Annotated in this window: 15 protein-coding genes and 2 pseudogenes; 13 read left to right on the top strand and 4 right to left on the bottom strand. The window is 61.1% G+C overall.

What is annotated here, in order from left to right:
- The first annotated feature begins 338 nt into the window (after window positions 1–338).
- Both AC1DLT_RS02335 and AC1DLT_RS02330 read left to right on the top strand, forming a co-directional pair.
- Window positions 339–587 carry a type II toxin-antitoxin system VapB family antitoxin gene (locus tag AC1DLT_RS02335; protein ID WP_477485759.1) on the top strand — a complete coding sequence of 83 codons (249 nt, stop codon included), beginning with the start codon at window positions 339–341 and terminating at the stop codon, window positions 585–587.
- The gene (locus tag AC1DLT_RS02330; protein ID WP_040125380.1) at window positions 584–997 is read left to right on the top strand and encodes a type II toxin-antitoxin system VapC family toxin; all 414 of its coding nucleotides are present in this window, start codon (window positions 584–586) and stop codon (window positions 995–997) included. Before AC1DLT_RS02335 ends, AC1DLT_RS02330 begins: the two co-directional genes overlap by 4 nt.
- A gap of 181 nt (window positions 998–1,178) precedes the next feature.
- Here the strand turns inward: AC1DLT_RS02330 and AC1DLT_RS02325 are convergent, their stop codons facing one another.
- Window positions 1,179–1,937 (bottom strand): IclR family transcriptional regulator, encoded by a 759-nt coding sequence (locus tag AC1DLT_RS02325; RefSeq protein WP_040125876.1) that lies wholly within the window; start codon window positions 1,935–1,937, stop codon window positions 1,179–1,181.
- 111 nt (window positions 1,938–2,048) lie between these two features.
- Here AC1DLT_RS02325 and AC1DLT_RS02320 point away from each other — a divergent pair, with 111 nt between their 5' ends.
- Genes AC1DLT_RS02320 through AC1DLT_RS02285 form a run of 8 tightly spaced genes read left to right on the top strand, consistent with a single transcriptional unit; the run spans window position 2,049 to window position 11,502 of the window.
- Window positions 2,049–2,984 (top strand): polysaccharide deacetylase family protein, encoded by a 936-nt coding sequence (locus tag AC1DLT_RS02320; RefSeq protein ID WP_477485758.1) that lies wholly within the window; start codon window positions 2,049–2,051, stop codon window positions 2,982–2,984.
- A 43-nt stretch (window positions 2,985–3,027) separates the two neighbouring features.
- Window positions 3,028–4,521, top strand: coding sequence for an ABC transporter substrate-binding protein (locus tag AC1DLT_RS02315; protein WP_477485757.1), 1,494 nt, complete (start codon window positions 3,028–3,030; stop codon window positions 4,519–4,521).
- Window positions 4,522–4,539: 18 nt separating this feature from the next.
- Window positions 4,540–5,460 (top strand): ABC transporter permease, encoded by a 921-nt coding sequence (locus tag AC1DLT_RS02310; RefSeq protein ID WP_477485756.1) that lies wholly within the window; start codon window positions 4,540–4,542, stop codon window positions 5,458–5,460.
- Between the two features lie 10 nt (window positions 5,461–5,470).
- Window positions 5,471–6,334, top strand: coding sequence for an ABC transporter permease (locus AC1DLT_RS02305; RefSeq protein WP_477485755.1), 864 nt, complete (start codon window positions 5,471–5,473; stop codon window positions 6,332–6,334).
- Between the two features lie 28 nt (window positions 6,335–6,362).
- Window positions 6,363–7,145 (top strand): SDR family NAD(P)-dependent oxidoreductase, encoded by a 783-nt coding sequence (locus tag AC1DLT_RS02300; RefSeq protein ID WP_477485754.1) that lies wholly within the window; start codon window positions 6,363–6,365, stop codon window positions 7,143–7,145.
- Window positions 7,146–7,154: 9 nt separating this feature from the next.
- Window positions 7,155–8,147, top strand: coding sequence for an ABC transporter ATP-binding protein (locus AC1DLT_RS02295; protein ID WP_477485753.1), 993 nt, complete (start codon window positions 7,155–7,157; stop codon window positions 8,145–8,147).
- Entirely contained in the window at window positions 8,144–9,121 is a 978-nt protein-coding gene (locus tag AC1DLT_RS02290; protein WP_040125367.1) for an ABC transporter ATP-binding protein, read from the top strand. The genes AC1DLT_RS02295 and AC1DLT_RS02290 overlap by 4 nt, the downstream gene beginning before the upstream one ends.
- 26 nt (window positions 9,122–9,147) lie before the next feature.
- Window positions 9,148–11,502, top strand: coding sequence for a penicillin acylase family protein (locus tag AC1DLT_RS02285; RefSeq protein WP_247032575.1), 2,355 nt, complete (start codon window positions 9,148–9,150; stop codon window positions 11,500–11,502).
- Window positions 11,503–11,774: 272 nt separating this feature from the next.
- On the opposite strand, the pseudogene AC1DLT_RS02280 reads toward AC1DLT_RS02285, so the two are convergent.
- Window positions 11,775–12,053: pseudogene (locus AC1DLT_RS02280) on the bottom strand (transposase); the annotation flags it as partial.
- Complete coding sequence (locus AC1DLT_RS02275; protein WP_247032721.1) at window positions 11,938–12,969, bottom strand: LacI family DNA-binding transcriptional regulator; 1,032 nt, start codon at window positions 12,967–12,969, stop codon at window positions 11,938–11,940. The pseudogene AC1DLT_RS02280 and the gene AC1DLT_RS02275, both read right to left, overlap by 116 nt.
- 164 nt (window positions 12,970–13,133) lie before the next feature.
- Between AC1DLT_RS02275 and AC1DLT_RS02270 the strand changes: the two genes are divergently transcribed.
- From AC1DLT_RS02270 to AC1DLT_RS02260, 3 genes and pseudogenes are all read left to right on the top strand, one after another.
- A complete protein-coding gene (locus AC1DLT_RS02270; RefSeq protein ID WP_247032572.1) occupies window positions 13,134–14,081 on the top strand; it encodes a dihydrodipicolinate synthase family protein in 948 nt (315 codons plus the stop codon).
- A gap of 237 nt (window positions 14,082–14,318) precedes the next feature.
- Complete coding sequence (locus AC1DLT_RS02265) at window positions 14,319–15,701, top strand: MFS transporter (protein WP_247032570.1); 1,383 nt, start codon at window positions 14,319–14,321, stop codon at window positions 15,699–15,701.
- A gap of 896 nt (window positions 15,702–16,597) precedes the next feature.
- Window positions 16,598–16,825, top strand: a pseudogene (locus AC1DLT_RS02260) (PIN domain-containing protein); the annotation flags it as partial.
- A 371-nt stretch (window positions 16,826–17,196) separates the two neighbouring features.
- On the opposite strand, the gene purU reads toward AC1DLT_RS02260, so the two are convergent.
- On the bottom strand, window positions 17,197–18,081 hold the full coding sequence (purU, locus tag AC1DLT_RS02255; RefSeq protein WP_247032568.1) for a formyltetrahydrofolate deformylase: 885 nt from the start codon (window positions 18,079–18,081) through the stop codon (window positions 17,197–17,199).
- Window positions 18,082–18,133 lie beyond the last annotated feature (52 nt).

Raw genomic sequence — 18,133 nt, 5'->3', positions numbered from 1 at the left:
AGTATTGAAGGCTGACTGAGCTGAGCGCAAATGAGAACGCATCCATCGCCCTGCCCACTTCGATCAGGAGAGCTCGGCATGTTGTTCTTGCCCCGATAAAGCCTCGAACTCCTCATGCAGGATCTCCGGAACCCTGCTGAGCTCTCGCTGCGCGGAGGTATAATCGGGCGCCAGTGGCGGAAAATTCCCAGAGGCGGTCCGGATTCGAGCAAGTTCAATCGCGCACACCGCTGATTGCTCCTTCCACGAAGGCAAGGTGTCTCGTGGATGGCACGCCGGCATCTGCCATCTTGATGGCAGCACGCGATGAGCTTATATTTCCCGCAAAGGAGACTGTAATGGCCGCACCACAACTCTCTGTTCGAAGCTCCAAGGCAAGGGATCTGGCTCATCGGCTCGCGCGCCGTGAGAATCGTTCGATTGCCGAAGTGGTCGAACGCGCGCTTGAAGCCTACGAGATACGCGAGGCGGGTCGCGAACCGGCGGTGACCTTTTACCCGCGGGTCAACGCGCAAGCTGCCACCGATATTGACCTGGATACCCTCATCCGTGAAAGCCGTAGTCCTCACCAAGGCATCGAGCTTTGATATTTCTCGATACCAACGTTGTCTCGGAGACCTTGCGGAAGGATCCTCACCAAGCCGTCATGGCCTGGCTGGTTCGGTTCGACGCGGAATTGGCATTGCCCACTGTGACAATTGCCGAGATTGCTTTCGGCATTCAAAAGATTAGGCCGGACCAGCGGGCCGAGCGTTTGGAACAAGGGCTGGCGGAATGGCGTCGTCGGTTTGCCGATCGGATGTTTGGTCTCACAGAAGAAGCGGCGCTCGCTTATGGTGAGATCATGGGGCAGGCGGCTCGTCGGGGGCACGCAATGTCAGCACCCGACGCAATGATCGCTGCAATAGCTCGTGTTAACGGAGGGCGCTTGGCCACGCGCAATCTTAAGGACTTTGAAACGACAGGTCTCGTACTCCTCAACCCTTGGGATTTTTAACCCGTTCGAGCGGGTGAGCCTTCATAACCAACCTTGCCGCGCGGGTCATTTGATCACCGCCAGATAAAGTGGCAACTTCGAAGGCCGGCTTCGTTTGTTCCAAAATGCTCGGACGAAAGAGTGTAGCTTTCCAAATGATGCAGGATTTCAGCGCTTTCCATCATCCCCGGTGGAATAAACGTCAGCGGCGATAACCGAGCGCCCGGCTGATATCGTCCGCCGCACTGCGCACCATCAGCAGAAAGCCTTCGCGTCGCTCATTATAGCGCACGGTCGGAACGCCGAGATTAAGCGCTGCGGCGACCGCGCCGGTGCCGTCAAAGATCGGCGCGGCAATGCCGGTCGAGCCGGTGACGAATTCCTGGTCGTTCAGTGCGTAGCCATCCCTGCGGATCTTCACGAGCATCTCGCGGATGCGCTCGATATCGGTCACCGTATAGCGGGTATAGGAGAGGAGCTGGACGCGGGAGAGATAGTGCTCCAGCGCCTCCTTCGGCGTGAAGGCGAGCAGCACGCGGCCGGTCGCGGTGCAATAGGCGGCGATTGCTGCGTCAAGATTGACGTCATAGCGAACCCGATGCCGGCTGACGCATTTCGCCAGCCGGCGGATATCGCAATGAGCGTTCATCGTCGCGAGCAGGATGGTCTCGCCGGATTCGTCGCGCAGTTTTTCCATGAACGGTTTTGCCACCACGACCAACGGCTCTTCATGGCGTCTGAACGGAAAGCCGTGCCGGCTCGCCTCGACGAGCATATAGCGGCCGGCATCGTCCTGGACCACATGACCACGGGCAGCCAGCGTCTGGACAAGGCCGTGGGCGCTGCTCTTCGGGAAAGAAAGATCGCGCACGATCTGGGCCAGTGGCACCGCTTCCCGGCGGGACGCCATATATTCCAGGAGATCGAGAATCCGGCCGGCACTTTTGATTTCGGAGTTCATATATGTGAACAAGACCCCCATTGATGGTTATCGGATCGGCTCATAACAATTCTGCCTAGAAAGCAGCCACTCATGTTTTCGAGTGTCGCGCTGATAAGGATGAACGATCTCATGAATGCGCCGAATAAGCAAAACGATGCCTCCGAACCTTGGACCTGGCCGGATAGTGTCTGGCAGCAAAAGGTTCAGAAGGTACGTGCCGGGCGCAGCCTGAGACCGGCGAAGTGGAAAAACGGCGCGCGCATGGCAGTGGCATTGTCTTTCGATTCCGATCACGAGACGATGGAACTGCGCCATGGCGGAGCCTCCTTCGGCACAATGAGCCGCGGCCAGTACGGCGCCCGCGCCGGCATGCCGCGCATCCTGCGCCTGCTGGAAAAATATTCGGTGCCGGCCTCCTTCTTCATGCCGGCCGTCTCGGCGATGATCAATGCGGGCGAAGTGAAGACTGTCGTCTCATCCGGCCACGAGCTCGGCATCCACAGCTGGATCCACGAGTTCAATTCCCGGCTCGACGAGGTGACCGAACGCGATCTGGCGCTCCGTGCCGCCGACACACTCGAACGCCTGTCCGGCATCCGCCCGGTCGGCATGCGAACCGCATCCTGGGATTTCAGCCCCTATACGCTGAAGATCGCCCGCGAGATGGGCCTTCTCTACGATTCCTCGCTGATGGCCGACGAGGAGCCCTACGAGCTTCTGGAGGACGGCGAGCCGACCGGTGTGGTCGAAATTCCGGTCGAATGGATCCGCGACGACGCGCCTTATGTGGCGATGGACCGGATGACCGGCGCGCGACCCTATGGCGGCCCTGCCATGGTTCTCGACATCTTCGCCCGCGAACTCGAAGTCGCCTGGGAAGAGAGCGGGTTGTTCCAACTCACCATGCACCCGCATCACGTCGGCCACCGGTCGCGCATCTTCATTCTGGAAGAGATCATCCGGCTTGCCAAGTCGAAGGGCGACGTCTGGTTCTGCACCCATGCGGAATTGGCGCGTTACTGTGCCGACGAGGCCGGACTCAAGACCGCCGAGAAGGGGGCATAAACAGTTCTCAAATACAGCAGCAACAACAATGAGGGTAAGGAACATGTCTGCCAGAATAGCCTCCATCGCCGCCGTGCTGTTGGCGCTCACCGCGTCGACCGCGCTTGCGCAAACCAAGGACACGCTGACCATCGACCTGCCGAACGATGCGGCAACGCTCGATCCGCATCTGCAGTGGAACACCGACAGCTACTCGATCTACCGCAATATTTTCGACAACCTTCTGACGCGCGACGTCAAGGGCGAGATCGTGCCGCAGATCGCCAAGTCGTGGAAATATCTCGACGACAAGACGATCGAATTCCAGATTCGCGACGACGTGACCTTCCAGGACGGCACGAAACTCACTGCCGAGGACGTCGCCTTCTCGATCAACCGCATCATCGATCCGAAGTTGAAGAGCCCCCAGCTCTCACAGTTCGACCAGATCGCCAAGGCCGAGGCGGTGAGCCCGACCGTGGTCAAGATGACCACCAAGTCCGCCTATCCGGCGCTGCTTGCCCAGCTCGTCAAGCTCTCGATCGTGCCGAAGGCCTATGTCGAAAAGGTCGGCGACCAGGAATTCAACTTGAAGCCGCTCGGTTCCGGCCCCTACAAGATGGCCAACTGGCAGAAGGGCGTCCAGACCGAGCTCGAAGCTTATCCGAGCTACTGGCGCGCCAAGCCGCCGTTCCAGAAGGTGGTCTTTCGCACGGTGCCCGACGTCTCCACTCGCATCGCCGACCTGAAGACCGGCAAGGCCGACCTCGTCCGCGACGTGCCGCCGGATCAGGCCGAAAGCATCAAGAACGACAGCAATTCGCAGGTCCTCTCGGTTCCGACCGAGCGCATCGGCTACCTGTTCATCAATGCCCAGGGCGGCGTTACCAAGGACGTCCGCGTCCGCCAGGCGATCGCCTATGCGATCGACCGTCAGGCGCTCGTCGAAGCCCTGCTCGAAGGCTACGGCAAACCGGTGGAAGTGCTCGGTGCCGAACCGGTCTTCGGTTACACCGACAAGGTCAAGGGATACGAATACAATCTCGACAAGGCGAAGGAACTGGTGAAGGCCGCCGGTGCCGAAGGTGCGACAGTCGAATTCCTAACCTCGCCTGCCTATAGCCGCGCCACCGTCGAAGCCATTCAGCAGATGGTCAACGAGGCCGGCCTCAAGGTGGAGATCTCGTCCAGCGACCAGGCGACCTTCCTGAAGCGCCGCCAGGGCGATCCGGCCAATGCCGGCGGCCTTGCCTTCGGCGCCTGGTCCTGCGCCTGCCAGGACGTGGACGGCGTGATCTTCCCGTTGTTCCGCACCGGCAGCATCTGGGCCAAGTATTCGAACCCGAAGTTCGATGAAGCTGTCGACAAGGCACGCGTCATCCTCGACCAGAAGGAGCGTCTAAAGCTCTACGAACAGGCCTATCAGGTCCTGAAGGACGACGTTCCGGGCATGGGCCTCTATCAGGCCTATGCACTCTATGGAGCCGCCAAGAAGCTGAAGTGGCAGCCGACCGCCAACGAAGCCATGTTCGTCATGGACATGAGCTGGCAGCAGTAAAGGACAGGTAACAAGATCATGTTGAGATACGCCGTCGAGCGTTTGATACAGGCAATCATTGCGATCTTCGGCGTTCTCACCATCGTCTTCGTCGTCATGCATCTCTCGGGCGACCCGACCCTGCTGCTGGTGCCGCAGGACGCGTCGGCCGAGATGATCGCTCAGCTGCGCAGCCAGCTCGGTTTCGACCGGCCGATCTGGGTGCAATACCTGGAATATCTGGGCGGTCTTGCGCATTTTGACTTCGGCATTTCCGTCGTCCAGCGTGTGCCCGCATTCGATATCGTCGTTTCGCGTGTGCCCTATACGGCGATGCTCGCCACCGGCGCGCTGGTGGTGGCGATCGGTATGGGCATTCCTGCTGGCATCATCATGGCGACCCGGCGCGGCGGCTGGCTCGAACGGTTGCTGACGGCGATCGTCGTCACCGGCCAGAGCGTGCCGACCTTCCTGTCAGGCATCGTGCTGATCTTCTTCTTCGGCGTGACGCTGCGCTGGCTGCCGACCTCCGGCTCCGGCGACTTCGCCTCGCTGATCATGCCTTCGATCGCGCTTGGGGCGATCTCGATGTCGACCTTTGCTCGCATGACCCGGATTTCGATCATCGACGAGCTCGGCAAGGATTATGTGCGGGCAGGGCGCGCCCGCGGCCTGTCGCTCGGCTCTGTGGTTTTCCGCCATGTGCTGCGCAATGCCGCGATCCCGGTGATCACCATCGCCGCGCTCGAGATCGGCAACCTGCTTGCAGGCGCCGTCATCGTCGAGACGGTATTCGCCTGGCCGGGTATCGGTCAGCTTGCCATCCAATCCATCCAGTCGCGCGACTTCCTGGTCGTCCAGGTGATCGTGCTGCTGATTTCATTTGTGTATGTGCTGACCAGCGTGATCGCGGATTTCGTCTACGCGCTCGTCGATCCGCGCATCCGTCTGGTCCGATAAGGAGAAGGCTTTGAGCACCGCCGTCCTCGCCCTCCGCCAACGCCTTCGCCGGGTCCCGATCTCGGTCGTCATCGTATCGATCATTTTCCTGGTGATCGTGCTTCTGGCGATCTTCGCACCCTGGGTGGCGCCAGCCGACCCCAACCGGCAGAACCTGCTCGGCCGCCTGAAGCCGCCAGGCTTCGAGATGCGCGGCATCACCTACTGGCTCGGCACCGACGATCTCGGCCGCGATCTACTGTCGCGCACGCTCTATGGGGCAGGGGTCTCGCTGTCGGTCGCCGTATTGTCTGTCGTCGTCTCGTCGCTGGTCGGCGTGACGCTCGGCATGATCGCCGGCTGGTTCCGGGGCAAGATCGAGATTCTCATCATGCGCCTTGTCGATATCATGATGTCGATCCCGGCAATCCTACTGGCGGTGCTGACCGTCGCGGTGCTTGGACCCGGCTTCCTGAAGCTGGTCCTGGTGCTCGGCCTGACACGCTGGCCGCGTTATACCCGCGTCGCCTATGCCCAGACGCTGCAGGTGGCGAACTTGCCCTTCATCAAGGCTTCGGAACTTGCGGGCGCTGGCGCGGCGCGCATTCTCTTCCACCACATCCTGCCGAATATCGCAGGACCGGTGCTGATCGTCGCCACCGCCGAATTCGGCCTGATGATCCTGATGGAAGCCGGCCTTTCCTTCCTCGGCCTCGGCATCCAGCCGCCGGCCTCGAGCTGGGGCTCGATCATGAGCGTCGGCCGTCAATATATCGAGCGGGCTTGGTGGATCGTCGCCTTTCCGGGCGCCTGTCTCTTCCTGCTCGTCTTTTCCGTCAACGTGCTTGGCGACTGGTTGCGAGACCAGCTCGACCCGCGTTCCCGTTCGCGTTGAACCCTTTGGCGCATTGAGGTTTTAAGTCATGGAATTCGAAAACAAGACCATCGTCATCACCGGCGCCGCCGGCATCTTCGGCCGCTGGACCGCAGCCTATTTCGCCAGGGAAGGCGCAAGGCTTTGCCTCAGCGACGTCCGCATGGACGGCCTGGAAAAGGCGGTCGCCGAGCTCGGCCTCGACCGCTCCAAGGTGCTGCTGCACGCGACCGAACTGACCAGCGACGCCTCGATGCTCGAACTCGTCGATCTCGTGAAGAGGGAATGGAAGGCACCGGACATTCTCGTCAACAACGCCGGCATCTATACCCGTTTCAGCCTGCTGGAGATGGAATTCTCCGACTGGGACCGCGTCTTCGGCGTCAACCTGCGGGCGCCCTTCGTGCTGTCGCGCGAATTCGCCAAGCTGATGATCGCGGAAGGCAAGGCCGGCTCGATCGTCAACATCTCCTCGGGTGCCGCCCGCAAAATGAACCAGAATTCCGTCCCCTATTGCACCTCGAAGACGGCGATTGAACGGCTTTCCAAGGGTTTTGCTCTGGAGCTTGCCGAATACGGCATTCGCGTCAACGTCGTCGAGCCAGGCTTTGCGCCGGGCAGCGAAGTGAGCGAGCTTTCCGACGAATACGTCACCAACATGCTGAAGAACATTCCGCTCGGCCGCGCCAGCGGTCCCGAGGATGCGCCGGGCGCGATCGCCTATCTCTGCTCCGACAAGGCCGCCTTCATCACCGGCGCCGTGATCAGCGTCGATGGCGGCAATTCGATCGGCAATTACAAGCGCCCCGAACGGGCGAAGACGGCAGGCTGAGGAGAGATCATGGACGCCGCCAACCCGCTGCTTTCCGTCGACAGGCTGACCATCGATATCGGTGGCGCCAACGTCGTCGACGACGTCTCCTTCACCGTCGCGCCCGGCAAGGTCATGGCGCTGGTGGGGGAATCCGGTTGCGGCAAGTCGCTGACCTCCTATGCCATGCTCGGCCTGCTGCCGCCGGCCGCCATACGCACCGCCGGCCGGATCATGCTCGAAAACACCGATCTCGCCGCCCTCTCGGAACGGCAGTTCCGCAAGGCGCGCGGCAAGGACATCTCGATTATCTTCCAGGAACCGAGCGCCTCGCTCGACCCGCTGACGACGGTCGGCTCGCAGATTGCCGAGGCCTATCGGGTCCACCATGGCGTCTCGAAGGCAGAGGCCTACGAGAAGGCGCGGCAGATGCTGGTCGATGTCGGCATTCCCGACCCGACCCGGCGGCTGGATCAATATCCGTTCGAACTCTCCGGCGGCATGTGCCAGCGCATCATGATCTCGATCGCGCTGATCTGCGGCCCGCGCGTGCTGGTCGCCGACGAGCCGACCACCGCGCTCGACGTCACCATCCAGGCGCAGATCCTCGACCTGATGAAGAAGCTGGTCGCCGACCGCGGCACCGCGATCGTGCTGATCACCCACGACATGGGCGTGGTTGCCGACATCGCCGACGACGTGGCGGTGATGTATGCCGGCCGCATCGCTGAAATCGCGCCGGTGCACGATCTCTTCCGGCAGCCGAAGCATCCGTACACAGCCCTGCTGCTTGCCAGCGTGCCTAAGCTCGATGATGCGCCGAAGGCGGACCTCGCGACCATCGAGGGGACGGTACCGACGCCGAACGAATTCGGCGTCGGTTGCCGTTTCGTCGAACGCTGTCCGCTGGCGACCGACAAGTGTCGCACCGAACAACCGCCGCTTTTCGATTGCGGCGGAGGCCATCGTTCCGCCTGCTGGCATATCGACCGCTTGGCGGAAATCCACGAGGTGGCGGCATGAGCGATCATAAGAACGTTCTCGAAATCCGCGACGTCGCGGTGCATTTTGGCGGCCGAGGTGGCCTGCTCGGCAAGTCCGGCCCGGTGGTCAAGGCCGTCAATGGCGTCGACCTCGATATCGCCCGCGGCGAGACCGTGGCGCTGGTCGGCGAATCCGGCTGCGGCAAGTCGACGCTTTCCAACACGATCGTCGGCCTGCAAGCGCCGATCTCCGGCAGCGTCCGCATCAGTGGTGACGAAGTGGTCGGCGCCAATCGCCGCCAGCTCAATGATATCCGCCGCAAGGTGCAGATGATTTTTCAGGATCCGGCGCTGTCTCTCGATCCGCGCTCGACCGTCGGGGCCACGATCGGCGAACCGCTGATTGTCCGCGGCGTCGCCAGGGGGAGGGCACTGAAGGAACGGGTCGCGACGCTGCTGCAGCAGGTGGGCTTGCGGCCCGAACATGCGGACCGCTATCCGCACCAGTTCTCCGGCGGCCAGCGCCAACGCGTGGTGATCGCCCGCGCACTTGCCCTCGAGCCGGATCTCCTGATCTGCGACGAGCCGGTTTCGGCGCTCGACGTCTCGGTACGGGCCCAGATCCTCAACTTGCTGGTGGCGCTGCAGAAGCGCACCGGCGTTTCCTATCTCTTCGTCAGCCATGACCTCGGCGTGGTGCGGCATATCTGCGACCGGGTCGTCGTCATGTATCTCGGCCGCTTCGTGGAAATGGCCGACCGTGATACCTTTTTCGCCAATCCGAAACATCCCTATACCAAGGCGCTGATGTCGGCCGTGCCGGAGGCCGATCCGGAGGTGCAGCGCGCCAAGCAGCGCTTTATCCTCAGCGGCGAACTGCCAAGTCCTTCAAACATCCCGTCCGGCTGCGCATTCCATACACGCTGCCCGCTGGCGACCGAAATCTGCTTGAAAGAACGGCCGGAACTGACGCCGCGTGCCGATGGCGCGCGCGTCGCTTGTCACCACGCCTAAGAAGCCATCGCGCATGAGAGACTGACATGACTGACGCCAAGGCACACGAAACCCTCCGGCTGGCTGGCCTCGATGTCCGGGCAGAAATCCGCATCGACCGCTGGGGCGTCCCGCATATCAAGGCGGCAAGCGACAAGGACCTGTTCTTCGTCCAGGGTTTCAACGCCGCCCGCGACCGGCTCTGGCAGCTTGACCTGTGGCGCAAGCGCGGCCTCGGTCTTCTCGCCGCCGACTTCGGGCCCGGATACCTGGCGCAGGACCACGCCGCCCGGCATTTCCTCTATCGCGGCGACATGGCGCCGGAGTGGACCTCCTATGCGCCGGATACGCAAGCGATCTGCACCGCTTTCGCCGCCGGCATCAATGCCTATGTCGCGCTTTGCGAAGCGGAGCCGGCCCGGTTGCCGCCAGAATTCGCCATCTTCGGCACCAGGCCGTCACGCTGGCAGGCGGCCGATGTGGTGCGGATCCGCAGCCATGCGCTGACCCGCAACGGCATTTCCGAAATCCTGCGCGCCAATATCATGGCGCTTGCGGATGCGGAGACCGACCTGCTGCGCTTCGAGCTCGATCCACCGGTCTCGCCGAAGCCGGAGGAGGGGATTTCGCTCGCCGATATTCCGCTTTCCGCGACCCGCCTCTTCAAGCTCGCCACGGCGGCCGTCACTTTTGACAAGGCCCGGCTTGCGGCAGGGCTGGACGACGTCTGGAAATGGACTGAGGTCACCGATCTCGGCGATATCGTTCAGGCGATCGCGGAGGAGGGATCCAACAACTGGGCTGTCCACGGTTCGCGCACCGAAAGCGGCCGGCCGATCCTCGCAAGTGATCCGCACCGAGCGCACGCAGTCCCGTCGCTACGTTATCTCGTTCACCTCCAAGCGCCGGGCCTCAATGCCATCGGCACCGGCGAGCCGACCGCGCCCGGCATCTCGCTCGGCCATAACGACCGCACCGCCTTCGGCCTGACCATCTTCGGCGCCGACCAGGAAGACGTCTATGTCTACGCGACCAAGGACGGCGATCCGGAACAATATCGTTACGCCGACGGCTGGGAGAAGATCACCCGCATCGAGGAGAGTTTCGCGGTCAAGGGCCATCCCGACCAGCCGATGACGCTGTCTTTCACCCGCCACGGCCCGATCCTCCACGAAAACCGGAAGATCCGTCAGGTCATCGCCATCCGCTCCGTCTGGCTGTCGCCCGGTTCGGCCGCATATCTCGGCAGCCTGTCTTATATGCGCAGCGGTTCGGTGCAGGCGTTTTCGCAGACGCTCGGGTCCTGGGGTACGCCCTCGGTCAACCATGTCAGCGCCGATGTGGACGGCAATATCGGCTGGTTCACCGCCGGTTTCACACCGGTGCGCCGCAACTGGGAAGGGCTGCTGCCCGTGCCGGGCCATGGCAGCCACGAATGGGACGGCTTCCTGCCCGCCGGCGAACTGCCGCGTGCTTATAACCCGGCCGATGGTTTCGTCGCTTCGGCAAACGAGATGAACCTGCCTCCCGATCGCGATCCGAGAGCCCCGTCGATCGGACACGAATGGGCGGAGGTCAGCCGCGCCCTGCGTATCAAATCGGTGCTGGGTGCAGACCCGAAGCACACGCTGCAGGCCTCGATGGCCTTGCAGACCGACGTCTATTCCCGCCCGGCCGCGACCATCTGCGCCGTGCTTCAAAAAGTTGCCAGCCGTCAACCGCGGGATGACCGGCAGGAACATGCCTTAAAGCTTTTCAACGGCTGGGATTATCGTCTCGAAGCGGGGAGTGCGGCGGCTGCACTGTTCGAAGTCTGGTGGATGAAGCACCTGCGACCGGCACTGCTGGCAAGGTTCGCACCGAACCCGACCGTCCGCCAGTTGCTGCTGCCCGGCGATGTCGACCGCATGCTGGTACTTCTCAGCGAACCCGGCGCGCTCTGGGACGCCGCCGACCGCGACACGATGTTGCTTTCGACACTTTCCGCCGGCTTTGCCGATTGCGAAATCCGGCTTGGTCCTAATCCGTCGGCCTGGCGCTGGGGCGACCTGCACCGCGCGCTCTTCGAACACGCGACCAGCCGCATCAAGACCGAAGGGGATCCCGACTGGAACGTCGGCCCGCTGCCTGTCGGCGGCAGCCGTTCGACGCCCATGCATGCCGGCTACCGGATGGGTGATTTTGGCGTCAATGCGGGCGCGTCCGTCCGACTTGTCATGGATGTCGGCGACTGGGACAATAGCGTCTGCATCAACACACCCGGTCAGTCCGGTGATCCCCGTTCGCCGCATTACGGCGACCTTGCCCACGCCTGGTCGAAAGGTGAATACGTGCCGCTCCTCTATAGCGACGCCCGCATCGAGCCGGAAACCACCCACCGCATCACACTTCTGCCGGCTTAAGCCGGCGGGAGGGAGCTGGGGAGCTTCCCGGTTAGTGAGGCTTGTACAGCTCACCGCGATCAAGCCTGGATCGCCCGTCCTAATCTATAAAGACGATGCGATCGTCAATTTCGGTGGCGTCGTTTGGCAGTTAATTTGAGAATAACCGTCTTTGCTCCGCACCGATCAACGCCGATTTGGGTCATGTTGACAAAGTGGGGGAGCCAAATCTTCGCCGTGGCGATCGCCAGGAATGCCGCGAATGATGTTTTGGTCTTGTCGTAGCGATGCGCGTCCCACACCCCTTGCTCGGCCCAGCGACGGAACCGAACATAGACGGAATTCCACTTTCCGTATCGCTCATGCATATCCCGCCACGGGCAGCCGATTGTCAACATGGCCACGGCAATTTGGGTGAAGACGCTCATATGGGAGCAGATCGCTGGTTCAATCCCATCAAGAGCAGGGTTTCGCAGACGATTTTCGGGGTATGAGGGTCGGAGCCGAAATACGGATTCGCTCGTCAGCTGAAATGGTGCCGCTTGTGAGCAGGTCCAAAGCGTTTGACGCAATCTGCTCGAAGGGGACCCGCAGTGTCGTGAGCGGTGTCGGAAGATGATTGACGATCGGGATGTCGTTGTATCCGACGACTGAAACATCGTTGGGTACGGATATCCCGAGGCGTGACAGGCCGGAAAGAGCACCGATTGCGGTGTTGTCGTTCACGGCAAAGATCGCCGTCGGGCGATCTTTGAGGCGCATGAGCTGCAGGGCCGCATCCGCTCCGGCGTCGATCCCGAAGGTCGACGGCACAATGCAATCCGGGCGGAGCGAGATGGCGGCCTCTTGCAGTGCCTGCCTGTAGCCTTCGACGCGCCCGCGCGAGCTGGAGGCATATGAAGGACCGGCAATCACTCCGATACGACGATGACCGAGATCCAGGAGGTGGCGCGTCGCCAGATATCCGCCCAGCCTGTCGTCGCCCACCGAAGACAGGCTCCGTCCATCGGTGCGCAACGCCAGGACAAAAGGTACCCCCCGGGCCGCGAGCTCGTCAGGAAAATCGTCATCCTCGCGGGCAGTCGAAAGGATCAAGCCGTCGACGCCTCGTTTCAGAAGAGACTCCGCAGCAAGTCTGTCGGCCTTGGGCTTGTCATCCGTCGTTGCGACAATCGCAAAGCGCCCACTTTTGCTGCATGCTTTTGCCAGGGCTTCATAAAGCATTGCCATGACGGTATCGGTCAGCCGGGGCACGATCACGCCAACCGTCATCGTGTTGCCGCGTCGGAGGCTCGCTGCGGAGACGTCTCGGACATAACCCATGTCTTCGGCGATTTTCCGGACGCGGCGCGAAGTTTCGTTGTCGGATCGGGGAAGTCGTTCATCGAGGATGCGCGATACCGTCGATTTCGAAACGCCAGCTGCCGACGCGACATCAAGGATGGTCACCCGTGTCTGACGGCTCACTTCTCCGGGCTTTGAATCCATTTCGCTTTTTTCCATCTGCGGCGTTCTCGCGGTCAACGCGCCAACCATGCAACAAAAAAAATGTTGACTCCAGCAAAATCGGAAACGATAGTGGGAACGTTCCCATTAACGATCCCATCGCTGATCGCAAAGGCGGACAGCGGCTATCTAGGAGGAGAAAACCTATGCCAACGATGGATCTGAGAGGTCTGAGCCCGGCACCCGTTACCGCGTTTACCCGCGACGGAGAGGTCGATTATCCGGCCAATGCCCGTATTGCCAAATGGCTTGCCGGCATGGACGGCGTCAAGAGCCTCGTTATCCTTGGCCATGCCGGCGAAGGCACGTTCCTGACCGAGGAAGAGCGCCTGAAGCTCATCCGCACCTATGTCGAAGCCGTCGATGGTCAGGTTCCAATCATTGCTGGCATCACCGGCGAGGGTACCAAGGTCGCCGCTGAAGAAGCCAAGAAGTGCAAGTCTGCCGGCGCGACGGGTGCTCTTGTCTATCCGAACCATGGCTGGCTGCGTTTCGGCTTCCAGAAAGGCGCCCCGCAGGATCGCTACAAGGCGATCTGGCAGGAATCAGGCCTGCAGTGCATCCTGTTCCAGTACCCGGATGCCACCAAGGCTTCCTACGACCTGGACACCCAGCTTGCTATCGCGACGCAGGATGGCGTCGTCGCCACCAAAAATGGCGTTCGAAACATGAAGCGCTGGTATGTCGAGATCCCGGAACTCAAGAAGGCCAACCCGAACCTGCAGATCCTGAGCTGCCATGACGAATGGCTGTTGCCGACCATGTTCGATGTCGATGGCCTGCTTGTGGGCTACGGCAATATCACACCGGAGCTGCTGATCGACCTGATCAAGGCAGGAAAGGCGCAGAACTATCCGGAAGCCCGCCGGATCTTCGAACGTCTCCTTCCAGTCACCCGTGCCGTCTACCACCGTGGTTCCCATATGGAAGGCACCGTCGCCCTCAAGCTTGGGCTTGTCCACCGTGGCGTGCTTGACCATGCCACGATCAGGGAGCCTCTGAAGAACCTCGGCGAAAAGGCCGAAGCGGAGATCTTTGCAGCCTTTGATGCTGCCGGTATCGGCCGGGTTGAGCAGCTTCTGGCAGCCGAGTGACTGAGGACGCCCCCGCCTCTCAAGCGGGGGCTTCTTACGAGGAGGGGATTGCGGCCGCATCGGGGAGTGATGGGCCGCGGTCGCACCGTCTGTCACGCTGGTGCCTGATTAGCCGATGAGAGAGCCATGCCTTCCGGATCCACAGCGACACCATGCCAAAGGGTCCCGAAGTTTAAGACATCCAACGCGTAGGTTCGACGCCAGGCTGGGAGAGTAGGCCGGGCAGAGGGAGGAAACATGAATATCGAACAACGGATGGCCGCGCCGTCGCCGGCCGTCGATACCCAAGCTGAAATCAGCGCCCGCCTAGAACGGCTGCCAGTGACCCGGGAGGTCTTCTGGGCTCGAAATATCGTCGGCGCAGCCACATTCTTTGACGGCTACACCGTCATTGCCATAGCCTATGCCATGCCGGTTCTTGTCCGCGAATGGGGTTTGACCCCGGGACAGACGGGCATGATCCTGTCGATGGGCTACCTGGGGCAGTTGATCGGCGCCATTTGCTTTGGCTGGCTTGCCGAGCGGATCGGCCGTCTCAAAGTGCTGCTATTCACCATCCTGCTCTTCGTCAGCATGGACGTCGCATGCCTTTTTGCGGCCGGTGCCGGCATGATGATGGCATTGCGTTTCATTCAAGGCATCGGAACCGGTGGAGAAGTTCCGGTCGCGAGTGCATATATCAACGAGTTGATCAGCTCGAAGGGGCGGGGCCGCTTCTTCCTGCTGTATGAGGTCATGTTTCTGCTCGGCCTCGTCGGCGCAGGCTTGATCGGCTATTTCATGGTCCCAGCCTATGGCTGGAAGGCGATGTTCGTCGTCGGCCTGATCCCGGCCGTCCTCATGATCCCGCTGCGCTGGTTCCTCAATGAATCACCTCGCTGGCTCGCCGCCAACGGCCGCTATGAGGAAGCCGACCGGATCGTCACCAAGTTGGAGAACAGCGCTCGTGCTGCCGGCAAGGAGCTGCCGGAACCGAAAATCGTAGCCGCCCCCATTCGTCGTCGATCGGACTGGCGCGAACTTTTCCAGGGCATCTACCTCAAGCGCACACTGTCGATCTGGGCCATGTGGTTCTGTGCCTATATGGTCGCCAATGGGACGATCACCTGGCTTCCGACCCTCTATCGGCAGACATTCAACCTGCCGCTGGAAACTAGTATCCTATACGGGTTTATCACTTCGGTCGGAGGCGTGATCGCGGCCGTTATCTGCGCATTGCTCATCGACAAGGTCGGTCGCAAGCGCTGGTACACCGGTGCCCTTCTGATCGCACCGGTCCCGCTTGTCATCCTCGCTTGGCTGGGTGCGACGTCGGCAACACAGGTCCTGATCCTGGCCGGTCTCGCCTACGCCATCGTCCAGACCGTGACTTTCTCGCTCTACCTCTATTCCGCGGAAATCTACCCGACCCGCCTTCGTGCTATTGGCACGGGGACAGGCAGCGCCTGGCTTCGTCTCGGATCCTCCGCGGGCCCTATCGCGGTGGGTTGGGTCATGTCGTCGATGGGCATCCAATATGTCTTCGGCGCGTTCGCAGCGATCCTTCTCGTTGGCGCCCTGGTGACGGCCCTCTTCGCGGTCGAGACCAAGGGTCAGGTTCTGGAGGAGCTTTCGCCATGATGCCCTGATGCGCTAGCCATGAATAAGTGTAGGGATCAAAGGCTCGGCGAGGATCGCACGGGCCTTGATCTTTCACAGTTGCAGCTTCGGACGGGCTGGTCATCGTTTTACCCCCTAGATTGCTTCGCCGTCCGACGTAAATACCGAGGCAGCGCGAGCGGCTCCCGAACCACGAACTCGGCACGGCTTACGACGTCAAGATCCCGGTCGCCCGTCCGGAAAGATTCGCTAGCTCGCTCCAAATGGTAAAATTTGCCAATCGTCATTCAGGTCCATACTGGACGGAAAATGATTGTAGAACGTCGATTTGGCCAACGCCGGCTTCCGCGATGTTGCCGTCAGTGCCGACAGCTCCTTCGCAAAAGAGCCGGATCACGGCGTCAAGCAAACGGCGACGGGTCGAAGAGAAACTAGCGACGCTCGATCATTCAATGCGTGTCAGTTTTTCGCGCGTAAGAGCGACCTGGAACGTTCCATCCGACAGAAGCTCTACGAGATACCCATTGGACGTATAGTAAATAACCGTTGGGGGCGCCTGGTCGCCGGCAGAGGGATCAGCTTGCCGTGTAGCCTCTATAACCATCACCATGGAACCTCTTTCGTTCAAGCAGCTAATCAGTTGCTCCCGTGGGCCCATCATGTCGTCCGTCCTGTTGTCCACCCGGAATGAGCTTAGAGAGCGAGCCGACGGGGAACAAGTACGGGCTTGGAAGAGACGGCTATATTGTCGTTAGAACACCTCGGCTTCCACAGGCGATGCTTCCTGCGCCGATTACGCTCGTGATGCTGGCTTGAGATAGGCGGTGAACTTAACCATCAGAATCATTCGACGGATCGGCATTGGGCGGCAATTCTCCCGGGCGGATGACGCGCGAGTTGCTGAAATCTGCGTTTGGAGGCTGGAAAACACAGTTCTCAAAGCATTTTCCGGCCGTATTCTGCCGTTGGACGAGGCGGCAGCCGTCAAGGCCGCCCAATGGCATGTGCCCAACCCCAGACCGATCAATGCCGCCTATATTGCAGCGACAGCCTTCACCCGACGTATGAAGCTGGTGACTCGCAACATCAAGGATTTCAAGGATATGGAAGTGGCACTCGTGAACCCGTGGGACACGCCGGCCTAGACCCATCTTCTGCTGTGGTCAGCATTGCTATCGCATCTGAGCTCGTTACGCGGTGCATATAAGAGTAGGGACCGGTCGCAGCGATCAGGCCCCAGTGTCGACGAGGGCGCTCACAAACGAGCTTCGCAACGACCTCTTCTGGGCTGACCACGGCGCAATCCGGAGTCACCGTGCGATGTCTCGCTCCCGTTTTACCCGCTGGCTGATCTGCGGAACTTCCTGAAGACCCAAGGCACCTGGCAGCCTTTCAGCGTGACAGGCGCGGAGCGAGACCTGGTTTGCTGTGGCCAGAAGTCTCGAGCTTCGTCTCGGCAGAGGTTTCTGCTCCAATCACCAAGGACGCCGCCCTTCGGTCGACGACAACGGTCATATTAGCCCATGCGCTCGGAGGCATAGGAACCTGGGCTTGCCGGGAAGACGACGGTGCGATGTCCGTTGATGAAGGTGCGGTGGTGGATATGGGCGTGGATGGCGCGCGCCAGCACCTGGCTTTCGACGTCGCGGCCGAGAGAGACATAGTCTTCCTGAGACTGCGCATGGGTGACCCGCACGGTGTCCTGCTCGATGATCGGACCTTCGTCGAGATCGGCGGTGACGTAATGCGCGGTGGCGCCGATCAGCTTCACGCCACGTTCGAAAGCCTGCTTATAGGGATTGGCGCCCTTGAACGACGGCAGGAAGGAGTGGTGGATGTTGATGATCTTGCCGGACATCTTCTGGCACATCTGATCGGACAGGATCTGCATGTAGCGAGCAAGCACGATGAGTTCGGTGCCGGTCTGCTTGACGAGGTCCATGATGCGCGCTTCGGCCTCAGGCTTGTTGGCTTCGGTCACCGGAATATGATGGAAGGGGATATCGTGATTGACCACGACCTTCTGGTAGTCGAAGTGGTTGGAGACGACGCCGACGATCTCGATCGGCAGTGCGCCGATCTTCCAGCGGTAGAGCAGGTCGTTCAGGCAATGACCGAAGCGCGATACCATCAGCAGGACCTTCTCCCGCCTGGCGGCATCATGCAGGCTCCAGTTCATGCCGAAACGCTCGGCGATAGCGGGGAAGCCCTGTGCGAGCTTCGCTTCATTGGCCTCCTTCTCGGAGATGAAGGAGACGCGCATGAAGAACTTGCCCGTGCCGAGGTCGTCGAACTGGGATGAATCCACGATGTTGCAGCCCTGATCGGCGAGATAGCCGGAGACTGCAGCGACGATGCCGCGGGTCGACTGACAGGAAATGGTCAAAACATAGGTCTTCATGGTCATCTCGTGAATGGCCTGTGACGGCGTCATCTCAGTTGTAAGACGGGTG

Source organism: Neorhizobium sp. 05N33, assembly GCF_056397445.1.
Note: the sequence above shows the minus strand (reverse complement) of the source record. Positions and strands in the feature narration are given on the sequence as shown.